Raw genomic sequence first — 24,753 nt, 5'->3', positions numbered from 1 at the left:
GCAAGCTATGAAAATTGTTCAGGTATTGGCAACTAGCGGTGGAGTGGGTGGATTAGAGCAGCATACTTTTAACCTTGTTAATGAGCTTGCTTTAAATCATGAAGTACATGTGATTGCACATCCTTGCTATCTAGACAAGTTTAGCCAACAAGTACATTTTCATGCTGTCGACTTTGCCCGTAGTCGCTGGAATATTTTTTTACTTTGGCAACTTAAAAATCTTATTCAGCAAATCCAACCCGCTATTGTTCATGCACAAGCAGGAAAGGCGGCTGAGCTGATTGCCCGAATTAAACCATTTTTAACTGGTCCAAAATTTGTGACGACTGTACATGGTACTAAAAAGAATAAATCTGCCTATTTAGCAGGTGATGCGGTTATTGCAGTGAGCCAAGCACTAACACAAGGTATTCCAGAGTCTAAAGCACACGTGGTTTATAACGGGGTATATCCTCAACCTGCTCTTACAGCTGAAAATAAAGAAAAGCTACTTCAATCGATTCAAAAAGATTTTGCTGAACTAGATGCAAACAAAAAAGTTGTTATGTGTATTGGGCGTCTAGAACCAGTAAAAAATATCAGTTTACTGATTGAGTCGATGCAACAGATTGATGCCAATTTATGGATTGTAGGCGATGGTTCACTTCGAGCAAGTTTAGAGAAACAAGTCAGTGAACTGAATATGCAAAATCGGGTCGCTTTTCTAGGATTTAGAACTGATGCGCGTGATCTGGTCCAGTTAGCAGATGTTGTGGTTTTATCATCAGACCGTGAAGGTTTTCCATTAGTGATGGTAGAAGCTTTACAGGCCGATAAAGCAATGGCTTCCACTAAAGTGAATGGCGTGATCGAGTGGTTACCAGAACAATATCTAGCAGAAATTGGAGATGCAGAGGGTTTGGCAAGCGCAATTCAAGCTGTACTTAAGCCCGATGCGCAAAATGACTTTAGTCCTTTGTATGCAAAAGCCAAGGCTGAACTGACTGTACCAGCCATGGCTGAGCAGACGCTTAATATTTATAAAGATCTGCTGAAGACTTAATTATTTTTTGGCGTAAGGCGAATGGCATCAAGTACCACGAAGTTATCTTCGACATTAATAGTATGGCAACCGTCATCTGCCTGATCCCAGTCTGGTAAAACCACTTCTAGTAATTTTTCTTCATAGACTGTTGGGCTAAGTTGAGTAATCGCTTTTAATTCGATATTGCCGCCATATCGTTTTAACGAATCTTGGCTTGGTCGAACCAGTTTTCCTTTATAAATAAAAGGTTTACCCGCCATACGGAATTGCTGACTGCCTCGGCACACTGGATTCATTGGGTGCTCTTGCCAGTTAGGATTTAAAATATCTTCGGTAAAGAATAGATCTAAGCGATCACCAAACTTCTTACAATCACGCCGTGTTGAAGTAAAAAGATACCATAAGCCTTCATGATAAAAAGGTGTGCTGTCGACTGCTTCAATATTCTCGATCAGATTAGAATGCTTTTCCCATTTCAGCGGAAAATCCGTACATTTCCAAAGTTCAATCGTCTTGTTGGCAGAAGTTTCTGGGATCATGTACCAAGTATTATCTATTTTAAATACACAAGGATATGAAAGGTGGTAATCGAGTTTTAAAATAGTCTCAGGTGGGGTGTAGGTGCCATCTTTAAAAACTTCCAAGACCGAAAGAAAGCCCACAGGGTGTTCCTCATCCACTTCTTCAAAAAAAATGAAATGACGGCCATTTTCTTGAGCATAAAAGCTATCTGCAAATGTAAACTTTTTAGGGGAGTGGATCTCAAACAGGGAATGTAATTGCTCAAGTGTTGTAAAAGGTTGTTCTAACCAGCCAAAACGCATATACCAATGAGAGTTAAAAGATTTTGCTTTTTTTGATTGTTGGTATTTATACCATTTTTTTTGAATCAGGCGATTTAGCATTAAATTTTACACTCGATATAACTATAATTAGATAGACTATCCCTGACTCATTTTAACATTTGAATGAAATGAAAAAATATTTAATCAGTATTGAATCTGCTAATAGTGAACGTTTAAAAAAGTTGTACTCTCAAGCAACATTTTACAAATATCGCGATGAATTTAAGCAGTTTGGGGTAATCGGTAAAAATTTAAGCGTCAGTGAATATTTTCAACAAGGTGTAGCAGGCAAGAAAAAACCGATGACGCCTGGTGAGCTTGGTTGTGCCATGTCTCATATTGCTGCACTAAAAGATTTTTTAAGCTCTGATGAAGAATATGCCATTATTTTTGAAGATGATGTGATCGAGCGTTTTGAAATTGATTTTCGGGATTTAGAAAAACACATTCGTTCTTTGAACCTAGGTCCGTGCTTTTTTCTAAGCTTGGGCGGTATTCAAATGAAAATATGCAATCGCGTTCGTGGAAAATATTTACCCGAAGAGTTGTATAACCAAAAAATTCTAAAAGTTGATTACGACTATCTCGAAAAACTAGCGTATGCGTATGCCTATGTTGTAGACCGTAAAATGGCCCAGATGTTAGTTGATTATCATCAACCGATAAAAATTTATGATCACTGGCAAGATCTTGTTGGACGAGGTGACTTTAGTTTCTATGTCTGTTTTTTATTCGATCACCCGATCATCGAAAATAATGATGCGTTAAGTTATTTAGAAAAGGAAAGAAGCTTAATTACTCCTACTTCACAAGATGACAGTGATTTTTTACGTTACTTAAGAGTTAAATTAAAGAAATATATACTTAATAAATATATAATTTAACCGTTTTTTTTAGGTTTTATTATTAGTTTTATGATTAAGCAAAAAAATATTATTATTGGGTCAGCAACTGGATACAGTGCTGATCTTATTTCTTCTTTTGTATATTCTTTGGAAAAGACAGACTTTGATGGCATTTTGACTTTAATTATCTATAAAGAGCAAATGCCAGAGTTTGTGAATGCATTTTCAGATATCAAAAATTTTAAAATTGAATTTAAAGTTTCGACTATTGGGAAATTTAAATCGAAGTCAAAATACTCAGGTATTTACAAGTTTAAGTTTATAAAAAATATTCTTAAGAAAATTATTGGATTAACTGTAAATGAAGCGCTTCCTGATTCAAAAATAAAAGCCCTTAAAATCACAGGCTATCCGCATGTGAGTCGCTTTTTTGAATATAAAGAAGTTGTAGAAAGTCATCCTGATGCTTCACATGTGCTGCTTAGCGATGTGCGAGACGTTTTTTTTCAGGGTAATCCTTTTAAAGATCTCGGCAAAGGACTCTTTGTTGGTATGGAAAATCCAGATTATACGATAGGCACTGAGCAATATAATCAAAAATGGATTATCGATGCATATGGAGATGGTTTTTATAATAGTGCAAAAGATGAGCAGGTTTCGTGCTCAGGCGTCACAATTGGAGATATGAACTCGATTAAAGTCTATATCAATAAAATGATTGAAGAGTTCTGCAAACAGCCATATCAAAAAATGTCTGAAAGAATTTATGATCAGGCAATGCACAATAAATTATTAATTACCAATGATTTAGATGGTGTAACTCGCTGTCAGCCGTTTGAGTCTATTATTGTAACTCTTGGATTATATCGAATAGATCAAATTACGATTAATGATCAAGGTTTCATTATTAATCGCAACCAAAAAATCATTCCTATCGTCCATCAGCATGATAGACATCCAGAATTGATACAGTTATGCGATAACTATATTAGGAAATAAATTTTAGGCTTATCTAAATTTTATGATGAGATGCGGATATTAATTTTTATCCGCATTTCCTTTTAAAACCATATAAATCAGCGCAACAAAAATAAGTAATGCACCTGCTAAGCTACTTACGCAGAAATAAAGAATACGTTGACTTGTAGTAATGTTAAATAATTCATTTGCAAGGATATAGCGCATGAGAAACCATTGCGCAAGAGAGAATACAATTACGATTAAAGCATGTCGACGTACATCAGGGCGCATTGCCATAATGAATCACCAAGGGAGAAAAAGTGGGGATATTATGCCATTTGCCTACTCTCAGCTCAATAGAGCCTTATTTTAAACAATTGTGTAGAAAAAATAAAAAATATGAATAAATTGTGAATTTTTATTAACATTAATAAACCTTAAATTCCATTTTTTATCTAAGATTTTCTAGTAAATTTCTGTACTTATTTGGATATATGTTTAATGCAGCCTGTTGATTTTGTAATGATTTGGGTGGATTCAACCGATACAAAATGGCAGCAACAATATATATATTATAAATCCAAAGAAACTAAAACCAATCTAGTTGAACTTGCTGAGCAATGCCGCTATCGCGACTGGAATAATCTTCATTACTGGTTTAGATCTGTTGAGAAATTTTGTCCATGGGTCAGAAAGATCCATCTGGTGACTTGTGGTCATTTCCCTGAATTTTTAGTCAAAAATCATCCTAAATTAAATTTGGTTACTCACGATCAAATTATTGAACCAAACTGTTTACCGACATTTAACTCACATGCCATTGAAATCAATATTCATAAAATTGAGGGGTTAGCAGAGCATTTTGTCTATTTTAATGATGATACCTTTATTAATAGGCCTTTAGAACCTGAGTTCTTTTTTAGAAATGGTTTACCTTGTGATGGCTTGCATTTACAGCCTCTCATGGTGGTAGGTGAAGAGAACTTTCTGGGGGCAGTTGCCCTAACGGATGTTGCGATTATTAATAAGCATTTTGATAAGCGAAAATTATTCCATAAAAATCCTTATGCACTTTTTAACTATCGCTATTCTATGAGCAGTAATTTAGGAAATCTTTTAAGTTTATATAATCGAAAATTTTCAAGTTTTTATAGTACTCATTTGCCTCAACCTTTTTTGAAAACCGTATTTGAAGAAGTTTGGAAAACCGAAGAAGCTTACTTAAAAGAAGTATCAAGTCATCGATTTAGACAGCCTTTAGACGTTAATCAGTATCTTTTTCGGTTGTGGCAGTTGTGCTCATCTCGTTTTTATCCTGTCAATATATTTGAGCGTGGACAAAACTTTAACTTAAGGCTACAAAATCTTCCTGAAATTAATCAGGTTATTAAGAATGAACAACTTCCACAAATTTGTCTAAATGACGATGAACACGTGGTCGATTTTGAAAAGCTTAAAACAGAAATCATTCAAATTTTTGATCAAAAATTTAAAACACTCTCAAGTTTTGAAAAAGAAATATCCCATTAAAATTTGAAAATTACTCATTAAAAAACCCTGCATAAGCAGGGTTTTTTAATTTAAAAATCTAAAAATTATTTAGGTTCTTCAGCTTTTGGCTTTTCACGTAAGCGAATGCCCAAGTCACGAAGCTGATTTGCTTCAACAGGAGCAGGTGCTTGAGTAAGTGGACATTCAGCAGTCTTGGTTTTAGGGAATGCAATAACGTCACGAATAGAAGTCGCGCCAGTCATTAACATTACTAAACGGTCAAGACCAAATGCCAAACCGCCGTGAGGAGGAGCACCGTAACGAAGCGCATTTAATAAGAAGCTGAATTTCTCTTCTGCTTCTTCATCAGAAATACCAAGCGCTTCAAAAATCGCTTTTTGCATTTCTAATGTGTAAATACGTAGAGAACCACCACCAACTTCAGTACCGTTCAATACCATGTCGTAAGCAACAGAAAGTGCTTCACCTGGATTGCTCTTCACTTCTTCTACGCTTGATTTTGGTAGAGTGAATGGATGGTGAACAGAAGTCCATTTACCATCTTCAGTTTCTTCAAACATTGGGAAGTCAACAACCCAAAGTGGAGCCCACTCACAAGTTGCAAGATTCAAATCATGGCCAATCTTCACACGAAGAGCGCCCATTGCATCATTTACAACTTTAGCTTTATCAGCGCCAAAGAATACGATATCGCCATCTTGCGCACCAACACGTGCTAATAGTTCAAGTACAATCGGTTCAATGAATTTCACGATTGGAGATTGAAGACCTTCAATTCCTTTAGCGAGTTCATTAACTTTGATGTAAGCCAAACCTTTTGCACCATAGATGCCAACGAATTTGGTGTATTCATCGATTGCACTACGTGGCAATGATGCTGCACCTGGAACACGTAAAGCAACAATACGACCTTTAGGATCTTTTGCAGGGCCAGCAAATACTTTGAACTCTACTTCTTGCATTAAGTCTGCAACGTCAACGAGTTTCAAAGGAATACGCATATCAGGTTTGTCTGATGCATAGTCACGCATTGCATCTGCATACGTCATACGCTGGAATTTATCAAATTTAACGCCAAGAAGTTCATCGAACATCTTCACAGTCAGGACTTCCATTAAGTCCATGATGTCATCGTCACTCATGAACGATGTTTCAACGTCGATTTGAGTAAATTCTGGTTGACGATCAGCACGTAAATCTTCGTCGCGGAAACATTTTGCGATTTGGTAGTAACGATCAATACCACCCACCATCAATAATTGTTTGAATAATTGTGGTGATTGCGGAAGTGCGTAGAAACTACCATTTTGTACACGACTTGGTACTAAATAGTCACGCGCACCTTCAGGTGTTGCACGTGTCAAAATAGGTGTTTCAACGTCTAAGAAACCATTCTCTTCGAAATAATTACGAATAAGATTGGTCAATTTAGAACGGAAGCGTAAACGATCCAACATTTCAGGACGACGAATATCTAAGAAACGATATTTCAAACGAATTTCTTCAGAAATATTGGTATTTTCATCATTTAACGGGAATGGAGGTGTTTCTGAAGCGGCAAGAACTTCGATGTCTTTACCTAAAACTTCAATTTGACCACTCACCATGTTGGCATTTTCAGTACCTTCATAACGGCGACGAACACGACCTGTAATTTTTAATACATATTCAGAACGTGCTTTATCTGCAGTTGCAAATGCTTCTGGAGTATCTGGATCAATAACCACTTGAACGAGACCATCACGGTCACGCATATCAAGGAAAATAACACCGCCATGGTCACGGCGACGATGTACCCAACCGCATAGTGTAACGGTTTGGTCGATTTGGGCTTCAGTTAAAGAGCCACAGTAATGAGTTCGCATCATGATGAAAAATATCCAAACTATATTGGCTGAAAAGACGGATGCGTAAACCGCGCACCGTCAAAAAAATAAGTTTTCGATTATGCCTTGTTGCATGGTTTGCCACAAGAACTAGATCAAAAAACCGCGGAAATTAAGCTGAAAATGAGCAATTTGGCAGCAAGTTTTCCAATTTATCCCATTCTTTGTTGCCGATCTAAAAACAAGAATAATAAGCATCCTAAGCTAAAGGTACTTAACCAACCTTGCATAAACTCATTAATAGAACGCCCTGTAAAATAATAGGTATCGGCATGCCAAACTTCATGGGGAATGTAGCGCGCATAATCCCAAAATGAAAATAAACCTAAGACTGTAGATAGAATAAACAGAGACCACGCGAAAATTTTAATTTTTTTACTTACTTTCCAGTGTTGTTTGTAGCGCTGGTAATAGTGAATACACATCCAACCAAGAAAAGGTAAGGCAAGAGCAGAGGTGCCAAGTTGTAAAAGACGATGCAAAGGGTAGGGATGACCAAAAAGATGAATAGTTGTCGCTAATACATCTTTAAATACAAACGTTCGAAAGTCTGAATGTGTTAAACCATCCCAAATCAGATGAGTCGCAATACCGACAATGAGTGCAAATATAACTCCAATAAAAAATATAAAAATACGTTTTAAAGAGCTGAGGCCAAGATCATGTTGCACACCGAAAAAACGGTACACCACTGGACGATAAAGAAAATACCAAACTGCACAAAAGACGAGGCCTAATGCAAGGTTGGGATAAATCAGACCTTTCCATTGGTGCGTCAGCATGCTGGACTGAACTGTAAATAAGCGGTAAAGATCGGGTGTCATACTCCCAATTGCTAACGCAGCAATCGGTAAAGCGTTTTTGCTAAGCTTGGACAGAGGTGGAGCTATAACGGCATGAGAGATCGTAAAAGGCATTAGAAATCAAAAATTACTCACATCATTTAGGTGATCAGTCTAACGAATCGTCTAATTAGAAATGTTTTTTATTGCAATACAACTGGAATGTTATAATATAACAAAATAAAACATATCGTGATCCGGGACACATCCAATGCAGTTTTATAAAAATATTTTGACCTTATCCATTTTAGCTGTCATATCCGTTCCTTCGTTTGCAGCAGAAAGTGAAAATGTTGAAAAGTTAGAAACCATTCGAATTAAGGCTCATCCACTTGAGCAAACTTCACAAGATTTTGCAGTTGCAGATACTGTTGTTGATCAAAAGCATTTATCGCAAGGGGCCGCCACTATTGGGGATGCGCTCAGTAGTGAAGTGGGAATTTACGCTAATCAGTTTGGGGCTGGCTCGAGTCGACCAGTGATCCGTGGACAAGATGGACCACGTGTTAAAGTACTCCAAAATTCATCAGAAAATATTGATGTTTCGACTTTGTCACCTGACCATGCTGTAACTGTAGATCCTGTACTTGCAAAGCAAGTGGAAGTGATTCGAGGTCCTTCTACTTTACTGTTCGGTGCAGGAACTGTCGGTGGTTTAGTCAACGTTATTGATAACAAGATCCCTACGCAAATGCCTGAAAACGGTTATGAAGGACAAGTTGGCTTACGTTACAACACTGGAAGTGATGAAAAACTAGCGAGCGCGGGTGTAACTGTAGGATTGGGTAGCCAAGTGGCTTTACGTGTTGAGGGGTTAACACGCGATGCGAATAACTACATTGCGCCAAATTATATTCATGAAGGCGAAAAAGAGCACCGTGTAGACAATACTTTTGCTCAGGGTGACTCTGTTAACGTCGGGTTATCTTGGATTTATGACCGTGGTTATACGGGTATCTCTTATAGCAACCGCCGAGACCAATATGGCTTACCAGGTCATAGCCATGAATATGAAAGTTGTAGTGCTCATCTAGGCGGAAGACCACATTTAGATTGTGGCGATCATGACCATGATCACGAAGGTCACAGTGATGAAGAAGCTCACGATCACGAACATGGCGGCCCATGGATTGACTTAAAATCTGAGCGTTATGATTTTAAAACTGAGTTAAATGATCCATTTGCAGGCTTCCAAAAATTACGTGCTCAGGCGAGCTATACTGACTATCAGCACGATGAAATTGAAGAAGGAGCAATTGCAACCCGATTCCAAAACAAAGGCTATGATGGGCGTATTGAATTAGTCCATAACCCTATTGCTGATTGGGAAGGGGTGATTGGTGCACAGTTAGGTCAACAAAAACTCAATTTAACTGGCGAAGAAGCTTTTATGGCTCCGACCACTACCAAAAAGTGGAGTGTATTTGCTTTAGAGCATAAACAATGGAAAGACGTACATTTTGAGCTTTCTGCACGTGCAGATCAGCAAGAAGTTGATGTGGACGATAACTCTAAACAAGATTTTGATGGGTCGGCATTTTCTTACGCAGGTGCTGCGAATTGGGAGTTTGCACCGAACTACAAACTTTCTTTTGTCGCTTCACATCAGGAACGTTTACCTTTAGCTCAAGAGTTATATGCAAATGGTGGGCACTTTGCGACAAATACTTATGAGTTAGGAAATGATCAACTCAGTAAGGAAAAATCGAATAATGTTGAGTTAGGTTTGCATTTTGATAATAACAAACTTGATTACCATCTTCATGTTTACCATAACTGGTTTGATGACTACATCTATGCGCAAACCCTTGACCGTTATAAAGACTTCCGTTTAGTTCAATACACTCAAGATAAAGCACGCTTCTATGGTGCAGAGGGTGAAATTGGTTATCAAATTACCCCAATGTACAAGATCAGTGCTTTTGGTGACTATGTGCGCGGTAAAATTGATGCAGAAGATAACGCTCCGCGTATTCCAGCAGGACGCTTAGGGACTAAAGTCGACGCAGATTTTGGTGATGGCTTTAGTGGTTCTGCCGAGTATTATCATGTCTTTAACCAAGATAAAATCGCGGCCTACGAGACCGAAACCGAAGGCTATAACATGCTCAATCTTGGTCTGGCATATTCTGGGCAATATGGTGCAAAAACAGATTACCGTGTTTATATGAAAGCCAACAACTTGTTAGATGACACGGTTTATCAACATGCTTCGTTCTTATCAAATATTCCGCAAGTTGGACGTAATTTTACAGTCGGTGTTGATTTTACCTTTTAAGGCTTTAACACGAAACTAAACTTGAAAAATCAATCCAAAAGACCTAATTTGAAAGCATCAAGTTAGGTCTTTTTTATGCGTATTTTTCAACGAATTCATCAAAAAATAAATTGGTCAGGGCGTCGTTATATGGCGGTATTACTTTGCGTTGTTGCTATTGCATATCTTGCATCGGCAATTTACCACACAGTAAAACCATTGCCACAAGGGATTAACTTTAGTGGCAAGCTTAGACATGCCGATGTCAAATTTTTAGCTGATAAAACCTACCTAGATGCGAAAGGGCAACAACAGGTCGATCAGCACATTTTTGATGAAATCTTGAAAATGATTGATGAGGCAAAAACCACGATAGTAGTGGATATGTTCTTGTTTAATTCAGAAGTGGGTGACTCAACACTGAAGCAAAGACCATTAATGCAAGAGTTAACTGATGCATTAGTAAGTAAAAAAAGACAAAACCGCCAAATTCAGATTGTGATGATTACCGACCCGATTAACTCTGTTTACGGAGGCCTAAGCCCTGAACACTACCGTCAGTTACGTCAAGCGGGTGTTGATGTGATTGAAACCAATTTAGCTCCTTTACGTGCTTCTAATCCATTCTGGTCAGGATTATGGTACATCTGCTGTCAGAATGTTGGAAATAACCCTGAAAAAGGCTGGCTACCCAATCCATTCGGTGATGAAAAAATTACACTGCGCAGTTATTTGAACTTATTTAACTTTAAGGCGAATCACCGTAAAACTGTAGTCGTCGATACCGATGCTGGTTGGAAGTCACTGGTGACTTCAGCAAACCCTCATGATGGTAGTTCTAGACACTCAAATGTTGCTTTGGTGGTAACAGGAGCGACAGCCGCAGACGTTTTACAATCTGAAGCCGCGGTTGCGCGAATGTCAGGTAGTAGTTCTCCATCGCTCATTTTAGGTGACTTTGAAAAAGACGTAACTAAACCTCAAGTTCAAGTGTTAACTGAAGAGGCGATTTATCAATCTGTATTGAAATTGATTAACTCAGCTAAGCCTAAAGAGCATCTTGATTTAAGTATGTTCTATTTATCTGAACGCAAGATTATTGAAGCTCTAAAAAGTGCTCAACAAAGAGGTGTGATTGTCCGAGTTTTACTTGATCCAAATAAAGATGCATTTGGCCGACAAAAGAATGGTATTCCAAACCGTCAAGTTGCCTCGGAGCTACACGCGGCAGGCATTCCAATTCGTTGGTGTGACACACATGGCGAGCAGAATCATAGTAAAATGATATTGAAATATAACGCCCAACAAGCTGAGTTGATTGTAGGGTCTGCTAATTTCACTGCCCGTAATTTAAAAAATTATAACCTTGAAACTGACATGTTGGTTGTGGGTAATGTTCAAGATCAAGTCTTTAAAGATGCGCAAGATTACTTCAATACCTCTTGGTCAAATCTACAAGATAAACAGATGAGCGTGGATTACGCGAAGTATGCAGATGAGTCTAAAGTGAAGTATTGGATTTATCGTTTTATGGAATGGTCAGGGTTGTCGACTTTCTAATTCTATTTTTTATATAAACGTTGAGGCGATATGTACACGACGAGGTCTTACTTAGTTTTATTCTAAACTTAGAGCTCATTCGTTACCGTGATTTTGTACACAATTGGGACGGTAATTGGCGACATGGATGTTGCCGTTTCACTGTGTTGCAGGGAAGCAACATCAGTGAAACAAAGGTTTTTGTCACTTTTGACCTCTCAAAAGTGAGGCATTAGCCTATACAAAAGACATTAGAACATCCCAGTAAGTAAAGGCTGTGCCATCAGTCCGACTTAAGGCGCAGGCGGAATCAACTGATCCAAAGTCTTATCATCTAACTTTTCTAATTCACTCAAATCAGTCTTAATTTTCCATTGCGACTCATCATCTACAGGATTTGGTAAACGAGCTTCAAGCCAGTCACAGACCACATCTGGGTTAAACTCAGGATGGTTACACTGAATAATCCACGATAAAAAGTCTTTTGCTTCACCATTCATATAAGGTGGTGGTGAAACAGGGAAGAATAATGTGGGTAGGCGTTCATTTGTCGAGAGATAATTTAAAACGTGACCGAGTTCTTGAACTGTTTGCCATGCTAGCGGATGTTCTACATCAATACTGAACTTAAACCACCAAGCATGTTCGCCGTCTGCTCCATGAGCCATGATACGGGCTTCTTGTACGGTTGGAACTTTGCAAAAAAATTGATGAAGACGTTCAAAACTGATTTCAGACACAGCAATTGACCTAGTTTGAAAAATGGTAATGGTAGCACAGATACAGATTCTTCATATTTTCTTTATAGTCATTACAAACAATATCAATCAAAGCTGTTTTATTCATGGTTTCTCCTTGACTCTCTTTTAATCTAGCTTCAGATCAAGATAAAAGGAAATAGGGCATGAAAAAGCCAATCATTCTTGTACTTTCAACATTAATGTTGGGTATGTCAGCTACTGCGATGGCCGATACAAATCATCGTTGGGATAATAATCATGGTAAAAACTATGATCGATATGAGCATCGTGATGACCGCCGTCATGACTACCGAAATGATCATCGCGCTCCACAGTGGTCAAATGCCGATCGCGGTAAGCACTATGGTCGATATGTAGCATTTAAACGTGGCGATCGTATTCCTGCTGAATATCGCAATAGCCGCTATTATATTTCGGATTGGAGAGCGCATCGTTTATATGCGCCACCACGTGGATACCATTGGGTTAAAACCCCTAATCAATATTTGTTAGTCGATTCAAGACACAACATTTATCGAGTTCGTTAAATGTAAAATAAAAAAAAGGCCTCAATATTGAGGCCTTTTTTAGGCTAACTCATCATCTTGAGGTTGTGGTGGCTTTAACGTTGTTGGTGTTTTTGCATGTTTTTCTTTCATCACTGAAGGATAATTCCAAGATGCAAAACGGACCACCAATATAGAAAGGGCTAAAATAAGAATTGAGCCTGTAATAATGACTTGGTCCATATCTGCTTTATGGTCATGTTGAATATCTGAAATGAGTAGGCGGGTTAATGCTGTAATCGCAACATAAATAAGAAAGCGTACTGGCATATGATTGGTTTTAAAGTAAATTCCAACCATTGCCCCCAGTTCTAAGTATATAAATAATAATAAAATATCATCAATCGAAGCATACTTTTTGACGGTCAAAATTTCAAAAACAGTATTGGCTGCCGACCAAGCCACCATACATCCAATAATAAACAAGGCTAAATAGTGAAAGGCTTCTACGGCGTAATGACCAAAACGGTCAAGTATTCGCTCGTATTTTTTAGGATCAGGCATAGTAATATCTTTGTTTGCTTTGTAATGTTTAGAAATTAAACAAATTTCATGCCAATGGAAATAGTAAATACAAAATAAAAAAGCGCCTGAATATTCAGGCGCTTTTTTTTAATTTTAAATATTAAGCTTGGTTCGTGAAGTAATCTTCACTAAAGCCCATAATTAAGTCAGAACCCGCTTTAATCTTAGCAATACGCGCATCAATATCCGGCAAGATACGTTCAACAAAGTATTGAGCTAAAGCAAGTTTGTTTTGGTAGAAATCACCAGATTTATCTTTTGCTGCCGCTGCGATTTTAGCAAACATATATGCAAAGCTGAGTAAGCCGACTGCATGTAGATAATCGACTGCCGCAGCATTCGGGAAGTCTACGTTTTCAGCAGCTTGTTCAATAATAAACTGAGTGATTGCTTCAATTTCAGTTGCAGCATCTAAAGTTGCATCTTTAATGAAGTTTAAATCGGTGTCTAGATCATTTGCAAAGTCACGAATTTCAGTGATGTATTCAGCAATGAAAGCACCGCCACATTTAATGGTTTTACGGCCAATTAAATCTTGAGACTGAACGCCATTTGTTCCTTCGTAGATTTGAGCAATACGAAGATCACGGATACATTGCTCCATACCCCATTCACGGATATAACCGTGACCACCAAACACCATCTGAGCATCTAAAGTTGCTTGGAATGCTGTATCTGTAAGGTAAGCTTTAGCAATCGGTGTTAAAAGCGCAACACGATTATTAGCTTTTTTCACAGCTTCGGCATCAGTTGAGAATTTAGTGATATCGAGCTGTTGACCTACATAGACTGCAAATGCACGCGATGCTTCATTGTTCGCACGTACGTTTAACAACATACGACGCACATCGCCATGTACCAAAATGCTGTCAGCAGGTTTATTTGGTGATTGAACACCAGCTGCACTACGACCTTGTAAGCGGTCAGTCGCATAGTGTGCTGCATTTTGATATGCAAACTCAGATGCACCTAAACCTTGGATACCCATAGATAAACGTTCGTAGTTCATCATGACAAACATGGCAGCAAGACCTTCGTTTTCTTTACCAACGAGGTAACCTTTAGCCCCATCAAAGTTCATCACACAAGTTGCAGATGCTTTAATCCCCATTTTATGTTCGATAGAACCTGGACCAACGAGGTTACGTTCACCTAATGAACCATCTTCATTTACCAAATATTTTGGTACGATGAATAGTGAGATACCACGTGAACCCGCAGGGGCATCAGGCGTTTTAGCAAGTACCAAGTGAATGATGTTTTCTGCTAAATCGTTGTCACCGCCAGTGATAAAGATTTTAGTACCCGTAATATTATAAGTACCATCTTGATTAGGTTCTGCTTTGGTTTTAATAATACCTAAGTCAGTACCTGCATGTGGCTCGGTTAAGCACATCGTGCCTGACCATTCACCTGAATAAATCTTTGGTAAGTAAGTTTCTTTTTGTTCTTGAGATGCATAGCTGCTTAAAGCCATGCCTGCACCCACAGAAAGAAGCGGGTAGAGCATAAATGATGGGTTAGTTGCAAATAACATTTCATCAGAAAGAACGGTGAGCATTTTTGGCATGCCTTGACCGCCCCATTCTTCATCGGCACCTAAGCCAATCCAACCACCTTCTGCATATTGACGGAATGCATCTTTAAAACCAGCTGGTGTGAACACCTCGCCGTTTTCATAGCGAGCGCCTTCTTCATCACCAGTACGGTTTAACGGATGAGTCACGTTCTGAGCAAATTTAGCCATTTCTTCTAAAATTGCTTCAGCTGTTGCAGCATCTACATGAGCGAGTTTCTCATTAGATTGCCAAAATTGTTCTGCTTTAAATACATCATTTAAGATGAATTTCATATCAGCTAAAGGAGCATTGTAAATTGGCATAATCGTTCACCTTTTTTGTGCACATTGGCCTGTGCTAGATATCCTGTAAAACGAAATGGATATGGAATTTAAAGTGTAAATTTATCATTGATTTTATAAAAAAAGGACCGTCAAAACTGAGCAGTCCTTTTTTGTTTTTTAACATTGCATATCGCAACTAACTATGGTTAGAAAGCGAAATGTTCAGCATCTAATGACATCAATGGGTCTAGACCACCTGCAATCACATCAACATGTGAGCGAACACGTGGCAAGATTTTTTTGAAGTAGAATCGAGCTGTAGTGACTTTTGCGTTGTAGAAGTCAACATCGCTAGTACCTGCTGCCAACTTCTCTTGTGCAACAAGTGCCATACGAGCCCATAGGTACGCTAAAGTAATGTAACCTGAGAAGTAGAGGTAATCTACAGCAGCAGCGCCTACTTCATCTGGGTTTTGCATTGCACGCATACCAATTTGCATGGTGAGATCGCCCCATTCTTTGTTAAGAGCAGCAAGCGGCTCAACAAATTCTTTCATGGCAGCGTTGTCTTTATTTGCTTCAACAAATTTGTGAATCATTTTTGTGAAGTCTTTTAGCATTGCACCTTGAGTTTGCAATACTTTACGACCTAACAAATCGAGTGCTTGAATTTCGGTTGTACCTTCATACAAGCAAGCAATACGTGTATCACGTACGATTTGTTCCATGCCATGCTCAGAAATAAAGCCATGGCCACCGAAGACTTGAACACCATGCTTAGCAGATTCAGAACCTGTTTCAGTTAAGAATGCTTTTGCAATTGGAGTCAATAACGACAAGATGTTGTCAGCAAACTTACGCTCTTCTTCTGTTTCGCCTTTTTCAACGATGTCAGCGTATTGAGCAAGTAAGTAAACAAGTGCACGGCCACCTTCAGCAAACGCTTTTTGAGTTAAAAGCATGTTACGTACAGCTGGGTGAACAATGATTGGATCTGCTTCTTTTTCTGGAGCTTTAGGACCAGAAAGTGAACGCATTGCCAAACGTTCTTTTGCGTAAGTCAACGCACCTTGGAAAGATGATTCAGACGCTGCTAAACCTTGAACAGCAGTACCAATACGTGCTGTGTTCATGAAGGTGAACATACAGTTCAAACCACGGTTCTCAGGTCCAATCAAGTAACCTTTAGCTTGATCAAAGTTAATGACACAAGTTGCGTTACCATGAATACCCATTTTATGTTCGATTGAACCACAACGTACTGCATTACGCTCGCCTAGTGTTCCGTCTGCATTAACGTTGAACTTAGGAACGATGAATAGCGAAATACCTTTAGTACCTTTTGGTGCACCTGGTAAACGAGCAAGAACGATGTGGATGATGTTTTCAGCCATATCATGTTCACCAGCAGAGATAAAGATTTTCTCGCCAGAGATTGAATAGCTACCATCAGCATTTGGTTCTGCTTTAGAACGAATAATACCTAAATCTGAACCTGCATGAGATTCAGTTAAGCACATCGTACCTGTCCAAACACCTGAAACAAGGTTTGGTAAATAAGTATTTTTCTGTTCATCAGAACCATGATGTTCTAATGTACGTACAGCTCCGTGAGATAAGCCAGGGTACATACCCCATGCCCAGTTAGAGCTACCTACCATTTCAGAAATTGCAATGCCTAAAGAGTTAGGTAAAGCCTGGCCACCGTATTGTTCTTCTGCTGATAAAGACGGAAAGCCGAGTTCAATATATTTTTGATAAGCTTCTTTAAAGCCTGTTGGAGTGGTAACTACGCCATCATTCCAAGTACAACCTTCGCGGTCGCCAACTTGGTTTAAAGGAGAAAGTTCATTTTCACAAAAGTCTGCCGCAGCTTCTAAATATTGATCAACCAATTCACGGCTTACGTTACCTTGGAAATCAGGTAATTTTGCATAGTGTTCTTCAGCATTTAATAATTCATGCAAAACGAATTGCATATCACGTAAGGGCGCTTTGTATTGTGGCATATCGGGTTCCTCAATACTGGTGAAACCAGAGTTATAATCTTAATCTATGAGAATGTGCCATAAGGCACCTTGGACTATTACATCGTGCAACAACTTGCATAACTGCACAAGCACCTCAGGACCTTTACTTTGTGACTGCAAAGTCAAGAAAAAAATGCTTAAACTAGCTAAGTGCTTTGAGTGTAAACACTTTTGGTTATGTTTATATGATACAAATAGTCAAAATCGTAAATAGTTATGTATAAACAAAAGGCGCCTATAGGCGCCTTTTGTTTCACGATTTTTAGAATTATTTTGCTTGAGCTGATGCAGGAGCAGGGGCGTTAACTGGTGGTTGAGGGCGCTTTGGTTCAAAACGAAGGTTACAAGTACCTTCAAGTGTCTTATCTCCAACTTGCACATTTACTGCTTGTCCGTTGGCCTTGCCATCGCATGCTTTTTGGATTTGTTCAAACCGAGCTTGACGTTCTGCACGGTGCTGTTCCCATGCTGCTTTTTGTTCTGGTGTGAACTCACGATGTTTCATACGGTGGTGGCCTTCACGTGGGCCATCTTGCATCATGCCACGCTCTGGCTTTGGCGGTTGAGTCGTCGATTGACACGCCGCTAAACTTCCCATTGTTACAATTGCCGCACTGAATAATGCAAGTTTTGCCGTCATTTTCATATTTAAAGCCCTCTAATGTTGTGTTTACTGATGGCTTAAAGATTAGATAATAAAGATGTAGAAACAATGGAGAGTTTTTCTTTTCGTTGTTGGTTACAATGCCAAATATAGGGTAAAAATGAGAGAGTGCTTTTGAACGTTCTACGTGTTCCCATTGCATTGCGGTTATTTTTAACAGTCTTGCTCACCACATTGCTTATTGCGACTGCAAGCTTGAGCGTTTTGCACTGGACCATGCAAAAGAACTTTGCCAAATATGTGGCCGACGTTGAAATGCAGAAGCTCGACCGTCTCATTACCAATCTGGGCGATGTTTATAGGGTGTACCATGATTGGGGAAATGCGATTCAGGCACAGATTTTACAAATTGAAGGGAATGCGGCTCCCGATGACTATGACCGCCTCTCACAGTGGTGGCTTCGTCGCCAATATGATATTGCTATACAGCAGCATTCTTTCGATGAACATGCTCTTATCAATCTTTCACCTCAAGTTGCATCGACAAATAAAAATACTATTTTTAGTGATGAAGAGTTAAGAACACTCGAACAAAATTTACCTTCTCAATATCAACCCTTTGAAGGATTAAGATTCCCTTTAAGTGCAAACCAGTTTCGTCCAAGTGATGATAAAAATAAGTCAAAGAAAGGGAGCTTAAAAGATATTGAAACTCAAAATGGTAAAAAGCGTTTTATTGCTTTGCCTGACCGTTTGGGTTTGAGCTCTCGTTTATCTTTATATGATGCACGTCACCAGTTTGTGGTTGGTGAGCCGCCTTCTTCAGATCAGATGTCGTTTCGCCCGATTATCTTAAACAATCAAGTTGTAGGTTATTTAGGCTTAAAACCTGTTTTAGATAAAGAAGATGCTTTGAGTATTAATTTCTTTAGTAATCAAAAGCGCTATTTACTCTTAATTTATGCTTTAACCTTACTTTCAAGTTTAGTTGCAGCGCTATTGATGGCAACTTATTTTAAGAAACCGATTCAGCGTTTATTAAATGCGACAAATGAATTAACGAAAGGAAATTATCAACATCAAGTTGTTATTAAGCGAAATGATGAGTTGGGTGATTTATCAACTCAATTGAACCATTTGGCAGAAATTTTACACCAGCATGAAGAATCACGACGTCAATGGGTGGCAGATACTTCTCATGAGTTAAAAACACCACTCGCTGTATTACAAGCGCAAATTGAAGCGATGCAAGACGGGATTCGAAAAGCAACTCCTGAACATTTAGATGCGATGATGCGTCAGGTTTCAAGCCTGAAAAAATTGACTCAAGACCTTGCAGACTTGGCACAGGCAGATGCCCAGCAGCTTAAGTGTTATTTGAGTTCTGTAAACCCGTGGGAAGTGGTATTACAAGAAGTTGAAAACTTTAAACCGAAACTTGAGCAGGCTGGTCTCGAAATTCAAGTTGAAGGAACAAGTTCTCCGTTATTGTTAGACTGTGATCGCTTTAAACAGATTATTGTTAATTTAATTAGTAATAGTATTCGTTACACAGAAACAGGTGGCAAAATTCATATTCATACAGCTCAAACTCCGCAGGAGTGGAGTTTGTATGTCGATGACAGCCCATTTGGTTTAAACGATGAGCAGTTGTCTCGTTTAGGTGAACGTTTCTATCGCGTAGATGATTCGCGTACGCGTAGTACAGGTGGAACAGGGCTAGGCTTGGCTTTGTCTTGTAAAATTGCGCAGGCGCTTGGTGGTACACTCAGTTTTGAACATTCACCGCTAGGTGGTTTACGTTGTGTGCTCACTTTTAAAAAGCAGAGTTAAATATAAAAGGAAAAATATCTCATGAAACATGTGATGTTGGTTGAAGATGAAGTCGAACTAGCGCATTTAGTGCGTGATTATCTTGAAGCTGCCGGTTTTGAAGTAAGTATGTTTCATGATGGTCAAGATGCCTATGCGAGTTTCCAGCAACGTAAACCGAATTTAATGGTTCTGGACTTAATGGTTCCAAGAATGGATGGTTTGACCATTTGCCGTAAAGTTCGTGAACAATCAGATTTACCGATTATTATGGTGACTGCCCGTACTGAGGAAATTGACCGGGTATTAGGTCTCAACATGGGTGCTGATGATTATGTCTGTAAGCCATTTAGCCCAAAAGAGTTGGTGGCTCGTGTGCAAGCAGTTTTACGCCGTTTAGAACGTAAGGCAGAGCCTGAACAAAATGATTCTTTCCGAATTGATAAAGCACAGCAAAGAATTTGGTATCAACAAAAATCGTTGAGTTTAACGCCAACCGAATTTCGCTTACTTGAGCTATTTTTAGAGCATGTAGGACAAGTATATTCACGTGCACAATTATTGGATCATATTAATCCAGATAGTTTTGACGTTGCCGACCGTGTAATTGACAGCCATATCAAAAACTTGCGCAGAAAAATTAGTGAAGCAGCTGAAACTGGTAACCGTCATGAATGGATTCAAGCTGTTTATGGTGTAGGTTACCGCTTCGAATATCCTGAAGAGTAAAACACTAGCGAAAGTTATTCTGTGGATAACCACAATGTTATCCACAGAAAATGTGGATAGTTTTAAAGATTTTATGGATAAATTATAATCTTCGTATGATCGGGTACTAATTGCCAAATCTCGTCTATATCTACATTTCTAACCGCGATACATCCTAATGTCCAATCCTTATGTGGCATATACGTCGAGCTAAAAGGCATCGATAAAAAGGATTTTGGAACTGATCCATGAATCATGATATTTCCACCCGTTGGTTGGCTATGTTGCTTGGCATAAGCAATATCTTTCATATCGGGATAGGAAATATGCAAAGATTTATAGTACGCACTTTGTGGATTTCTCCAGTCTATCGAATAAACACCTTCAGGTGTTTTGCCATCATTTTCAAAGTGTTTATGTCCGTTAGGATTAAAGCCAAGACGGAGAGGATAACGGCGAATCACGTCCTGATTACTCTTGAGCAGAAGTATGCGTTGACTTTTGAACACTTCAATTGAAGTGATGGGCTTTGTCTTGATAAGTTCTACGATCTCTTCATTTGAAAGTGCTTGATGGCTTGGCGTAAAAGTTGGTAAATATTTTTCATAATTATAAAAAGCGATTCCGAGTGGAACTATAAGAAGTGTACAAATAATGATAGGTCTAATTTTCATATATTATTCTTTGATGTTTAAGAAACTCTCTTAAGCGACTTAAGAGAGTTTTAGTCTTTAAAGTATTAAGAAGAACAACTGACTGCTACGTCTGGTACGTCACTTGGTAAAGGACCTAAATCTTGTGGCTGTTCCAGCTCTGATTGTCTTGTATATGGCTGATCAAGTAGTTTGAATAAACGATCTACTTCGCTAAAATCATCTCGTTCCGCAGCTTCAATAGCACGCTGTGCCATATGGTTACGTAAGATATAAACTGGATTTGCTTTTTCCATATTCGCATCAAGTTCATCGGTATCTTGATGTTCACGGATGCTTTGATATTGCGTAATGAAAGCATCAAATTGTCGGATATCAAGGCAATCATCTCGTAGAGTTTTATATTCTTTATTTTGAAGTCGAATAAAGCTCTGAGTGTAATCGAGTTGTTCAGTTTGTAAGATTTTTAAAAAACTAAAACTACAATCAAGACTGTCTTTATGAAAATGGGGAAGTCCCATTTTTTGACATAAACCAGTTGTGTAATGTTCAATAAAAGTCGGTTCAAATTGTTCTAAGCAACGCGCTAACTCTTCTTTGAACTGATCCTTTTGCTCAGGTTCAGCGAGAGGAATTAAGTTGTTTAACCAAGTCCATAAATTCCAATGACCTATGCTTGGCTGATTTTGATAAGTATAACGGCCTTGATAATCTGAGTGGTTATTGATCCAATTCGGGCGGAAGCGTTCCATAAAACCATATGGACCAAAATCGAGTGTTGAACCGGTAATATTTAAGTTATCGGTATTCATTACGCCATGAGCAAACCCAACCAATTGCCATTTCGCAATCATGATTGCAGTCCGTTCTATTACTTTCTTTGCAAAAGATAAAATAGGATTCTCAGTTTCTAGACATTCAGGATAATGCCATTCAATACATTTTTGAGTGAACTCTGACAGTAACTCTGGAGCGTATTGATTAATCCATTCAAAATGTCCTAAGCGGATATGACATTCAGATGTTCTGAGTAGCATTGCTCCCAACTCTAGTTTTTCACGCTGTACCCCTTGAGTAGAGGTCGTAAAACCTACCGCGTGACTAGAAGCGACGCCTAAGGCATTTAATGCATGCCCAGCTAAATATTCGCGGACGACAGAACGCAATACCGCGCGCCCATCTCCCATTCTTGAGTAGGGTGTCGGGCCTGCACCTTTTAGATGTAAATCTATAGTTTGGCCCTTTGTATTCAGTATTTGCGCGATAAGTAAGCCGCGTCCATCACCAAGTTGTCCTGCCCACTGTCCGAATTGGTGGCCAGCATAGACCATAGCAAGAGAAGGGAATTCAGGGAAAGTACGCTGCCCGCTACAAATTTCAACCCATGCATTTTTTTCGTCCTCTGACCATCGCAGTTCATCTGCCAAAGCGGTATTAAAATGTCCCGCTTTTGCACCACGCAAAGGTGATGGCTGCTGAACATGGAATAATTTAGACGGAAGTGAAGGGTAGAGCGGATTAAATTGCATGGGCTTGGCAAAATAGAGAGAGCGGATTTCACTATACCATAGTTAAAAAGCAGGCATAAAAATAGCTCCCGAAAGAGCTATTTTAGATCAGAATTTATTTTAGTCTGATACCACATTAGTATTCTTTTTAACACTACGCATAAGTGTTTCTAAGCATTCGCGGTGATGACTTAGACGGTGTTCAAGCAATTGAAAATCAACTTTAAGCTTGTGATCCATTCTATGAATCTTTTCAGCCATTGCTGCTTTTTTCACTTGCAACTCTTGTTCTTTAAGTTTTGCCCAATCATTTAAAGTATGAGTAAATGCTTCGTATTCTTGTGCAATACGTTGCTTCATTTGACTAATGTCAGCATTTACATCATGACCATAAATAGCAAGATCTTGCTCGGCATATTTAAACTTCATCGCCAGTTCAGCTTTCTTAATATTAAAGCTTGGAATACGACGTAAATTTTTAGCTAAACCAAGTTTAGAACAAGACCAAATCAACCATTTTGTTGGGTCATATTGCCACCATTTTACCCCATTACGATAATCGTATTGGAAGATATGGTGGTAGTTGTGGTAACCCTCGCCCCAAGTGGCGATAGCTAACCAGAAATTATCACGTGCTGAGTTTTCGTCTGTATAAGGACGTTTACCCCACATGTGGCAAAGCGAGTTAATGAAGAAAGTCACTTGATGGCTAATGATTAAACGCAATAGACCACCTATGAGAACTACACCCCATAAATCGCCAGTTGCCCAACCAATTAAACCTAAAATTCCAACGTGAACTGCAACTACGAGTAAACCGTAGTATTTATGCTGGAACATAACCAATTTATCATTGAGCAAGTCAGGTGCATTTTTAAAGTCAGGCTCAGATGGTGAATGATCACGGATCATCCAACCCATATGGGCATACCAAAAACCACGCTCAATTGAATATGGATCTTCGTCAACATCATCAACATGACGATGGTGGGTACGGTGACCAGATGCCCAAAACAAAATACTATTTTGCACGGCAAATGTTCCACCGATCATTAAAAGAATTTTAAGCGGTAACGACGCTTCGTAAGCTCGGTGAGCCCACAGGCGGTGATAACCAGCAGTAATCCCCATACTACTTAGAGCTAAAAGAAAAAATAAGCTTACCCATGCGCTTACACTAAAATCATAATAATACGCGTAAATCGGGATTATGATTGCGGCAAGAATTGGTAAACCAATTAAGGTAATGCTAGCGGTCCAGTTAATTGGGGCTTTGAGTGGGGCGGAAGTCATATCCGGCAGCGCTCCTAGAATCCTTGTTAGACAAGGTACAAAGACAAAACGACATAGCAAAACCAATCATCAAGATATATTGCTATTCTATCCCTCATATTAGCACGTGCTTAGTGAGAATCACTAACATTATTGTACAGATGTATTGAAAGAACGGTAACAGATTTAAACTATGTCACAGAGTTTTTCAAGTAGGAGAAGTTGTTTAATGAACGTACAACGATTGAAAAAAAAGAACAGCATTGATATTGCAAGAAAATTATCATTGAAGTGTATCTTGGTCACAATCAGTCTTGTATTAGCCGCATGTCAAAGTGCCCCCGATCAAAATACAAAAAAAGTTCAAACAAAAAAAACAGTTCATCATGTTCAACCTCCAGTTGTAAAAAAGCGAGTGAGTACCGATGGCATTCAAGATATTGATTGGCAGATCACTCAAATCAGTGGTCATAAAGCAAAATTCTTTACACAGTGGCCGACTCTTTCTTTAAATTCTGCGATCAAAACAGTATCAGGCCATACTGGCTGTAACGGCGTTTTTGGTCGATATACATTTGATTTCAGCCAGCAAAAACTTGATATGCAGGTAAATGCAGGGCATTTAAGCTGTGATGGTGCTTTGGCTCAAGAGGCAGAGTTGGTGGATGCTTTACAACGTATTCAACGCTTCCAGTTAGTAGGTAATACCTTATATCTGCTCGATCAGAGTGGACAACGCCTTATTCAGGCACAAAAGAAATAAAAGGTGGGTTTACCACCTT

The 24,753-nt window shown here is 38.8% G+C and carries 22 protein-coding genes; 10 read left to right on the top strand and 12 right to left on the bottom strand.

The window, feature by feature from the left end:
* Window positions 1-7: 7 nt before the first annotated feature.
* Complete coding sequence (locus OD757_RS15550; protein WP_263032422.1) at window positions 8-1,042, top strand: glycosyltransferase; 1,035 nt, start codon at window positions 8-10, stop codon at window positions 1,040-1,042.
* Here OD757_RS15550 and OD757_RS15545 read toward each other — a convergent pair.
* A complete protein-coding gene (locus OD757_RS15545; protein WP_263032421.1) occupies window positions 1,039-1,929 on the bottom strand; it encodes a hypothetical protein in 891 nt (296 codons plus the stop codon). The genes OD757_RS15550 and OD757_RS15545 overlap by 4 nt on opposite strands.
* A gap of 68 nt (window positions 1,930-1,997) precedes the next feature.
* Here OD757_RS15545 and OD757_RS15540 point away from each other — a divergent pair, with 68 nt between their 5' ends.
* Window positions 1,998-2,753: a glycosyltransferase family 25 protein gene (locus tag OD757_RS15540; protein WP_263032420.1), complete on the top strand. Its 756-nt coding sequence runs from the start codon at window positions 1,998-2,000 to the stop codon at window positions 2,751-2,753.
* Between the two features lie 30 nt (window positions 2,754-2,783).
* Complete coding sequence (locus OD757_RS15535; RefSeq protein WP_263032419.1) at window positions 2,784-3,713, top strand: lipooligosaccharide outer core biosynthesis glycosyltransferase GtrOC6; 930 nt, start codon at window positions 2,784-2,786, stop codon at window positions 3,711-3,713.
* Between the two features lie 39 nt (window positions 3,714-3,752).
* Here the strand turns inward: OD757_RS15535 and OD757_RS15530 are convergent, their stop codons facing one another.
* On the bottom strand, window positions 3,753-3,971 hold the full coding sequence (locus OD757_RS15530) for a hypothetical protein (RefSeq protein WP_009389608.1): 219 nt from the start codon (window positions 3,969-3,971) through the stop codon (window positions 3,753-3,755).
* A 204-nt stretch (window positions 3,972-4,175) separates the two neighbouring features.
* On the opposite strand from OD757_RS15530, the gene OD757_RS15525 reads away from it, so the two are divergent.
* On the top strand, window positions 4,176-5,204 hold the full coding sequence (locus OD757_RS15525; protein WP_263032418.1) for a stealth conserved region 3 domain-containing protein: 1,029 nt from the start codon (window positions 4,176-4,178) through the stop codon (window positions 5,202-5,204).
* 65 nt (window positions 5,205-5,269) lie between these two features.
* Here OD757_RS15525 and aspS read toward each other — a convergent pair whose 3' ends face one another.
* Both aspS and OD757_RS15515 read right to left on the bottom strand, forming a co-directional pair.
* Window positions 5,270-7,054: an aspartate--tRNA ligase gene (gene aspS / locus OD757_RS15520; RefSeq protein ID WP_263032417.1), complete on the bottom strand. Its 1,785-nt coding sequence runs from the start codon at window positions 7,052-7,054 to the stop codon at window positions 5,270-5,272.
* Between the two features lie 170 nt (window positions 7,055-7,224).
* On the bottom strand, window positions 7,225-7,989 hold the full coding sequence (locus OD757_RS15515) for a DUF4184 family protein (protein WP_263032416.1): 765 nt from the start codon (window positions 7,987-7,989) through the stop codon (window positions 7,225-7,227).
* Window positions 7,990-8,125: 136 nt separating this feature from the next.
* On the opposite strand from OD757_RS15515, the gene znuD reads away from it, so the two are divergent.
* Both znuD and OD757_RS15505 read left to right on the top strand, forming a co-directional pair.
* Window positions 8,126-10,192: a zinc piracy TonB-dependent receptor ZnuD gene (gene znuD / locus OD757_RS15510; RefSeq protein WP_263032415.1), complete on the top strand. Its 2,067-nt coding sequence runs from the start codon at window positions 8,126-8,128 to the stop codon at window positions 10,190-10,192.
* A 75-nt stretch (window positions 10,193-10,267) separates the two neighbouring features.
* The gene (locus OD757_RS15505; RefSeq protein WP_263032414.1) at window positions 10,268-11,731 is read left to right on the top strand and encodes a phospholipase D family protein; all 1,464 of its coding nucleotides are present in this window, start codon (window positions 10,268-10,270) and stop codon (window positions 11,729-11,731) included.
* A gap of 272 nt (window positions 11,732-12,003) precedes the next feature.
* On the opposite strand, the gene OD757_RS15500 is transcribed toward OD757_RS15505, so the two are convergent.
* The gene (locus OD757_RS15500; protein WP_004789125.1) at window positions 12,004-12,450 is read right to left on the bottom strand and encodes a hypothetical protein; all 447 of its coding nucleotides are present in this window, start codon (window positions 12,448-12,450) and stop codon (window positions 12,004-12,006) included.
* A 164-nt stretch (window positions 12,451-12,614) separates the two neighbouring features.
* Between OD757_RS15500 and OD757_RS15495 the strand changes: the two genes are divergently transcribed.
* Window positions 12,615-12,998 (top strand): RcnB family protein, encoded by a 384-nt coding sequence (locus OD757_RS15495; RefSeq protein ID WP_263032413.1) that lies wholly within the window; start codon window positions 12,615-12,617, stop codon window positions 12,996-12,998.
* A 39-nt stretch (window positions 12,999-13,037) separates the two neighbouring features.
* Here OD757_RS15495 and OD757_RS15490 read toward each other — a convergent pair whose 3' ends face one another.
* The 4 genes from OD757_RS15490 to OD757_RS15475 all read right to left on the bottom strand — a co-directional run bounded on the left by OD757_RS15490 (window position 13,038) and on the right by OD757_RS15475 (window position 18,060).
* Entirely contained in the window at window positions 13,038-13,520 is a 483-nt protein-coding gene (locus OD757_RS15490) for a phosphate-starvation-inducible protein PsiE (protein WP_005036172.1), read from the bottom strand.
* A 121-nt stretch (window positions 13,521-13,641) separates the two neighbouring features.
* Window positions 13,642-15,423: an acyl-CoA dehydrogenase C-terminal domain-containing protein gene (locus tag OD757_RS15485; RefSeq protein WP_263032412.1), complete on the bottom strand. Its 1,782-nt coding sequence runs from the start codon at window positions 15,421-15,423 to the stop codon at window positions 13,642-13,644.
* 167 nt (window positions 15,424-15,590) lie between these two features.
* Window positions 15,591-17,393 carry an acyl-CoA dehydrogenase C-terminal domain-containing protein gene (locus OD757_RS15480; RefSeq protein ID WP_009389485.1) on the bottom strand — a complete coding sequence of 601 codons (1,803 nt, stop codon included), beginning with the start codon at window positions 17,391-17,393 and terminating at the stop codon, window positions 15,591-15,593.
* Window positions 17,394-17,682: 289 nt separating this feature from the next.
* A complete protein-coding gene (locus OD757_RS15475) occupies window positions 17,683-18,060 on the bottom strand; it encodes a hypothetical protein (protein WP_009389720.1) in 378 nt (125 codons plus the stop codon).
* Between the two features lie 132 nt (window positions 18,061-18,192).
* On the opposite strand from OD757_RS15475, the gene baeS reads away from it, so the two are divergent.
* On the top strand, window positions 18,193-19,851 hold the full coding sequence (gene baeS, locus OD757_RS15470) for a sensor histidine kinase efflux regulator BaeS (RefSeq protein ID WP_263032411.1): 1,659 nt from the start codon (window positions 18,193-18,195) through the stop codon (window positions 19,849-19,851).
* A 21-nt stretch (window positions 19,852-19,872) separates the two neighbouring features.
* The gene (locus OD757_RS15465; RefSeq protein WP_003655179.1) at window positions 19,873-20,559 is read left to right on the top strand and encodes a response regulator; all 687 of its coding nucleotides are present in this window, start codon (window positions 19,873-19,875) and stop codon (window positions 20,557-20,559) included.
* A gap of 71 nt (window positions 20,560-20,630) precedes the next feature.
* Here OD757_RS15465 and OD757_RS15460 read toward each other — a convergent pair whose 3' ends face one another.
* From OD757_RS15460 to OD757_RS15450, 3 genes are all read right to left on the bottom strand, one after another.
* Window positions 20,631-21,212: a murein L,D-transpeptidase family protein gene (locus OD757_RS15460; protein ID WP_263032410.1), complete on the bottom strand. Its 582-nt coding sequence runs from the start codon at window positions 21,210-21,212 to the stop codon at window positions 20,631-20,633.
* A 65-nt stretch (window positions 21,213-21,277) separates the two neighbouring features.
* Window positions 21,278-22,720 (bottom strand): protein adenylyltransferase SelO, encoded by a 1,443-nt coding sequence (locus tag OD757_RS15455; RefSeq protein ID WP_263032409.1) that lies wholly within the window; start codon window positions 22,718-22,720, stop codon window positions 21,278-21,280.
* 99 nt (window positions 22,721-22,819) lie between these two features.
* A complete protein-coding gene (locus tag OD757_RS15450) occupies window positions 22,820-23,992 on the bottom strand; it encodes an acyl-CoA desaturase (RefSeq protein ID WP_009389696.1) in 1,173 nt (390 codons plus the stop codon).
* A gap of 208 nt (window positions 23,993-24,200) precedes the next feature.
* Between OD757_RS15450 and OD757_RS15445 the strand changes: the two genes are divergently transcribed.
* Window positions 24,201-24,734: an META domain-containing protein gene (locus OD757_RS15445; RefSeq protein WP_009389246.1), complete on the top strand. Its 534-nt coding sequence runs from the start codon at window positions 24,201-24,203 to the stop codon at window positions 24,732-24,734.
* The last annotated feature ends 19 nt before the right edge of the window (window positions 24,735-24,753 follow it).

Origin of the sequence: Acinetobacter sp. AYS6 (genome assembly GCF_025630795.1) — a bacterium.
GTDB lineage: Bacteria > Pseudomonadota > Gammaproteobacteria > Pseudomonadales > Moraxellaceae > Acinetobacter.
This window is presented reverse-complemented; position numbering and strand designations above follow the sequence as displayed.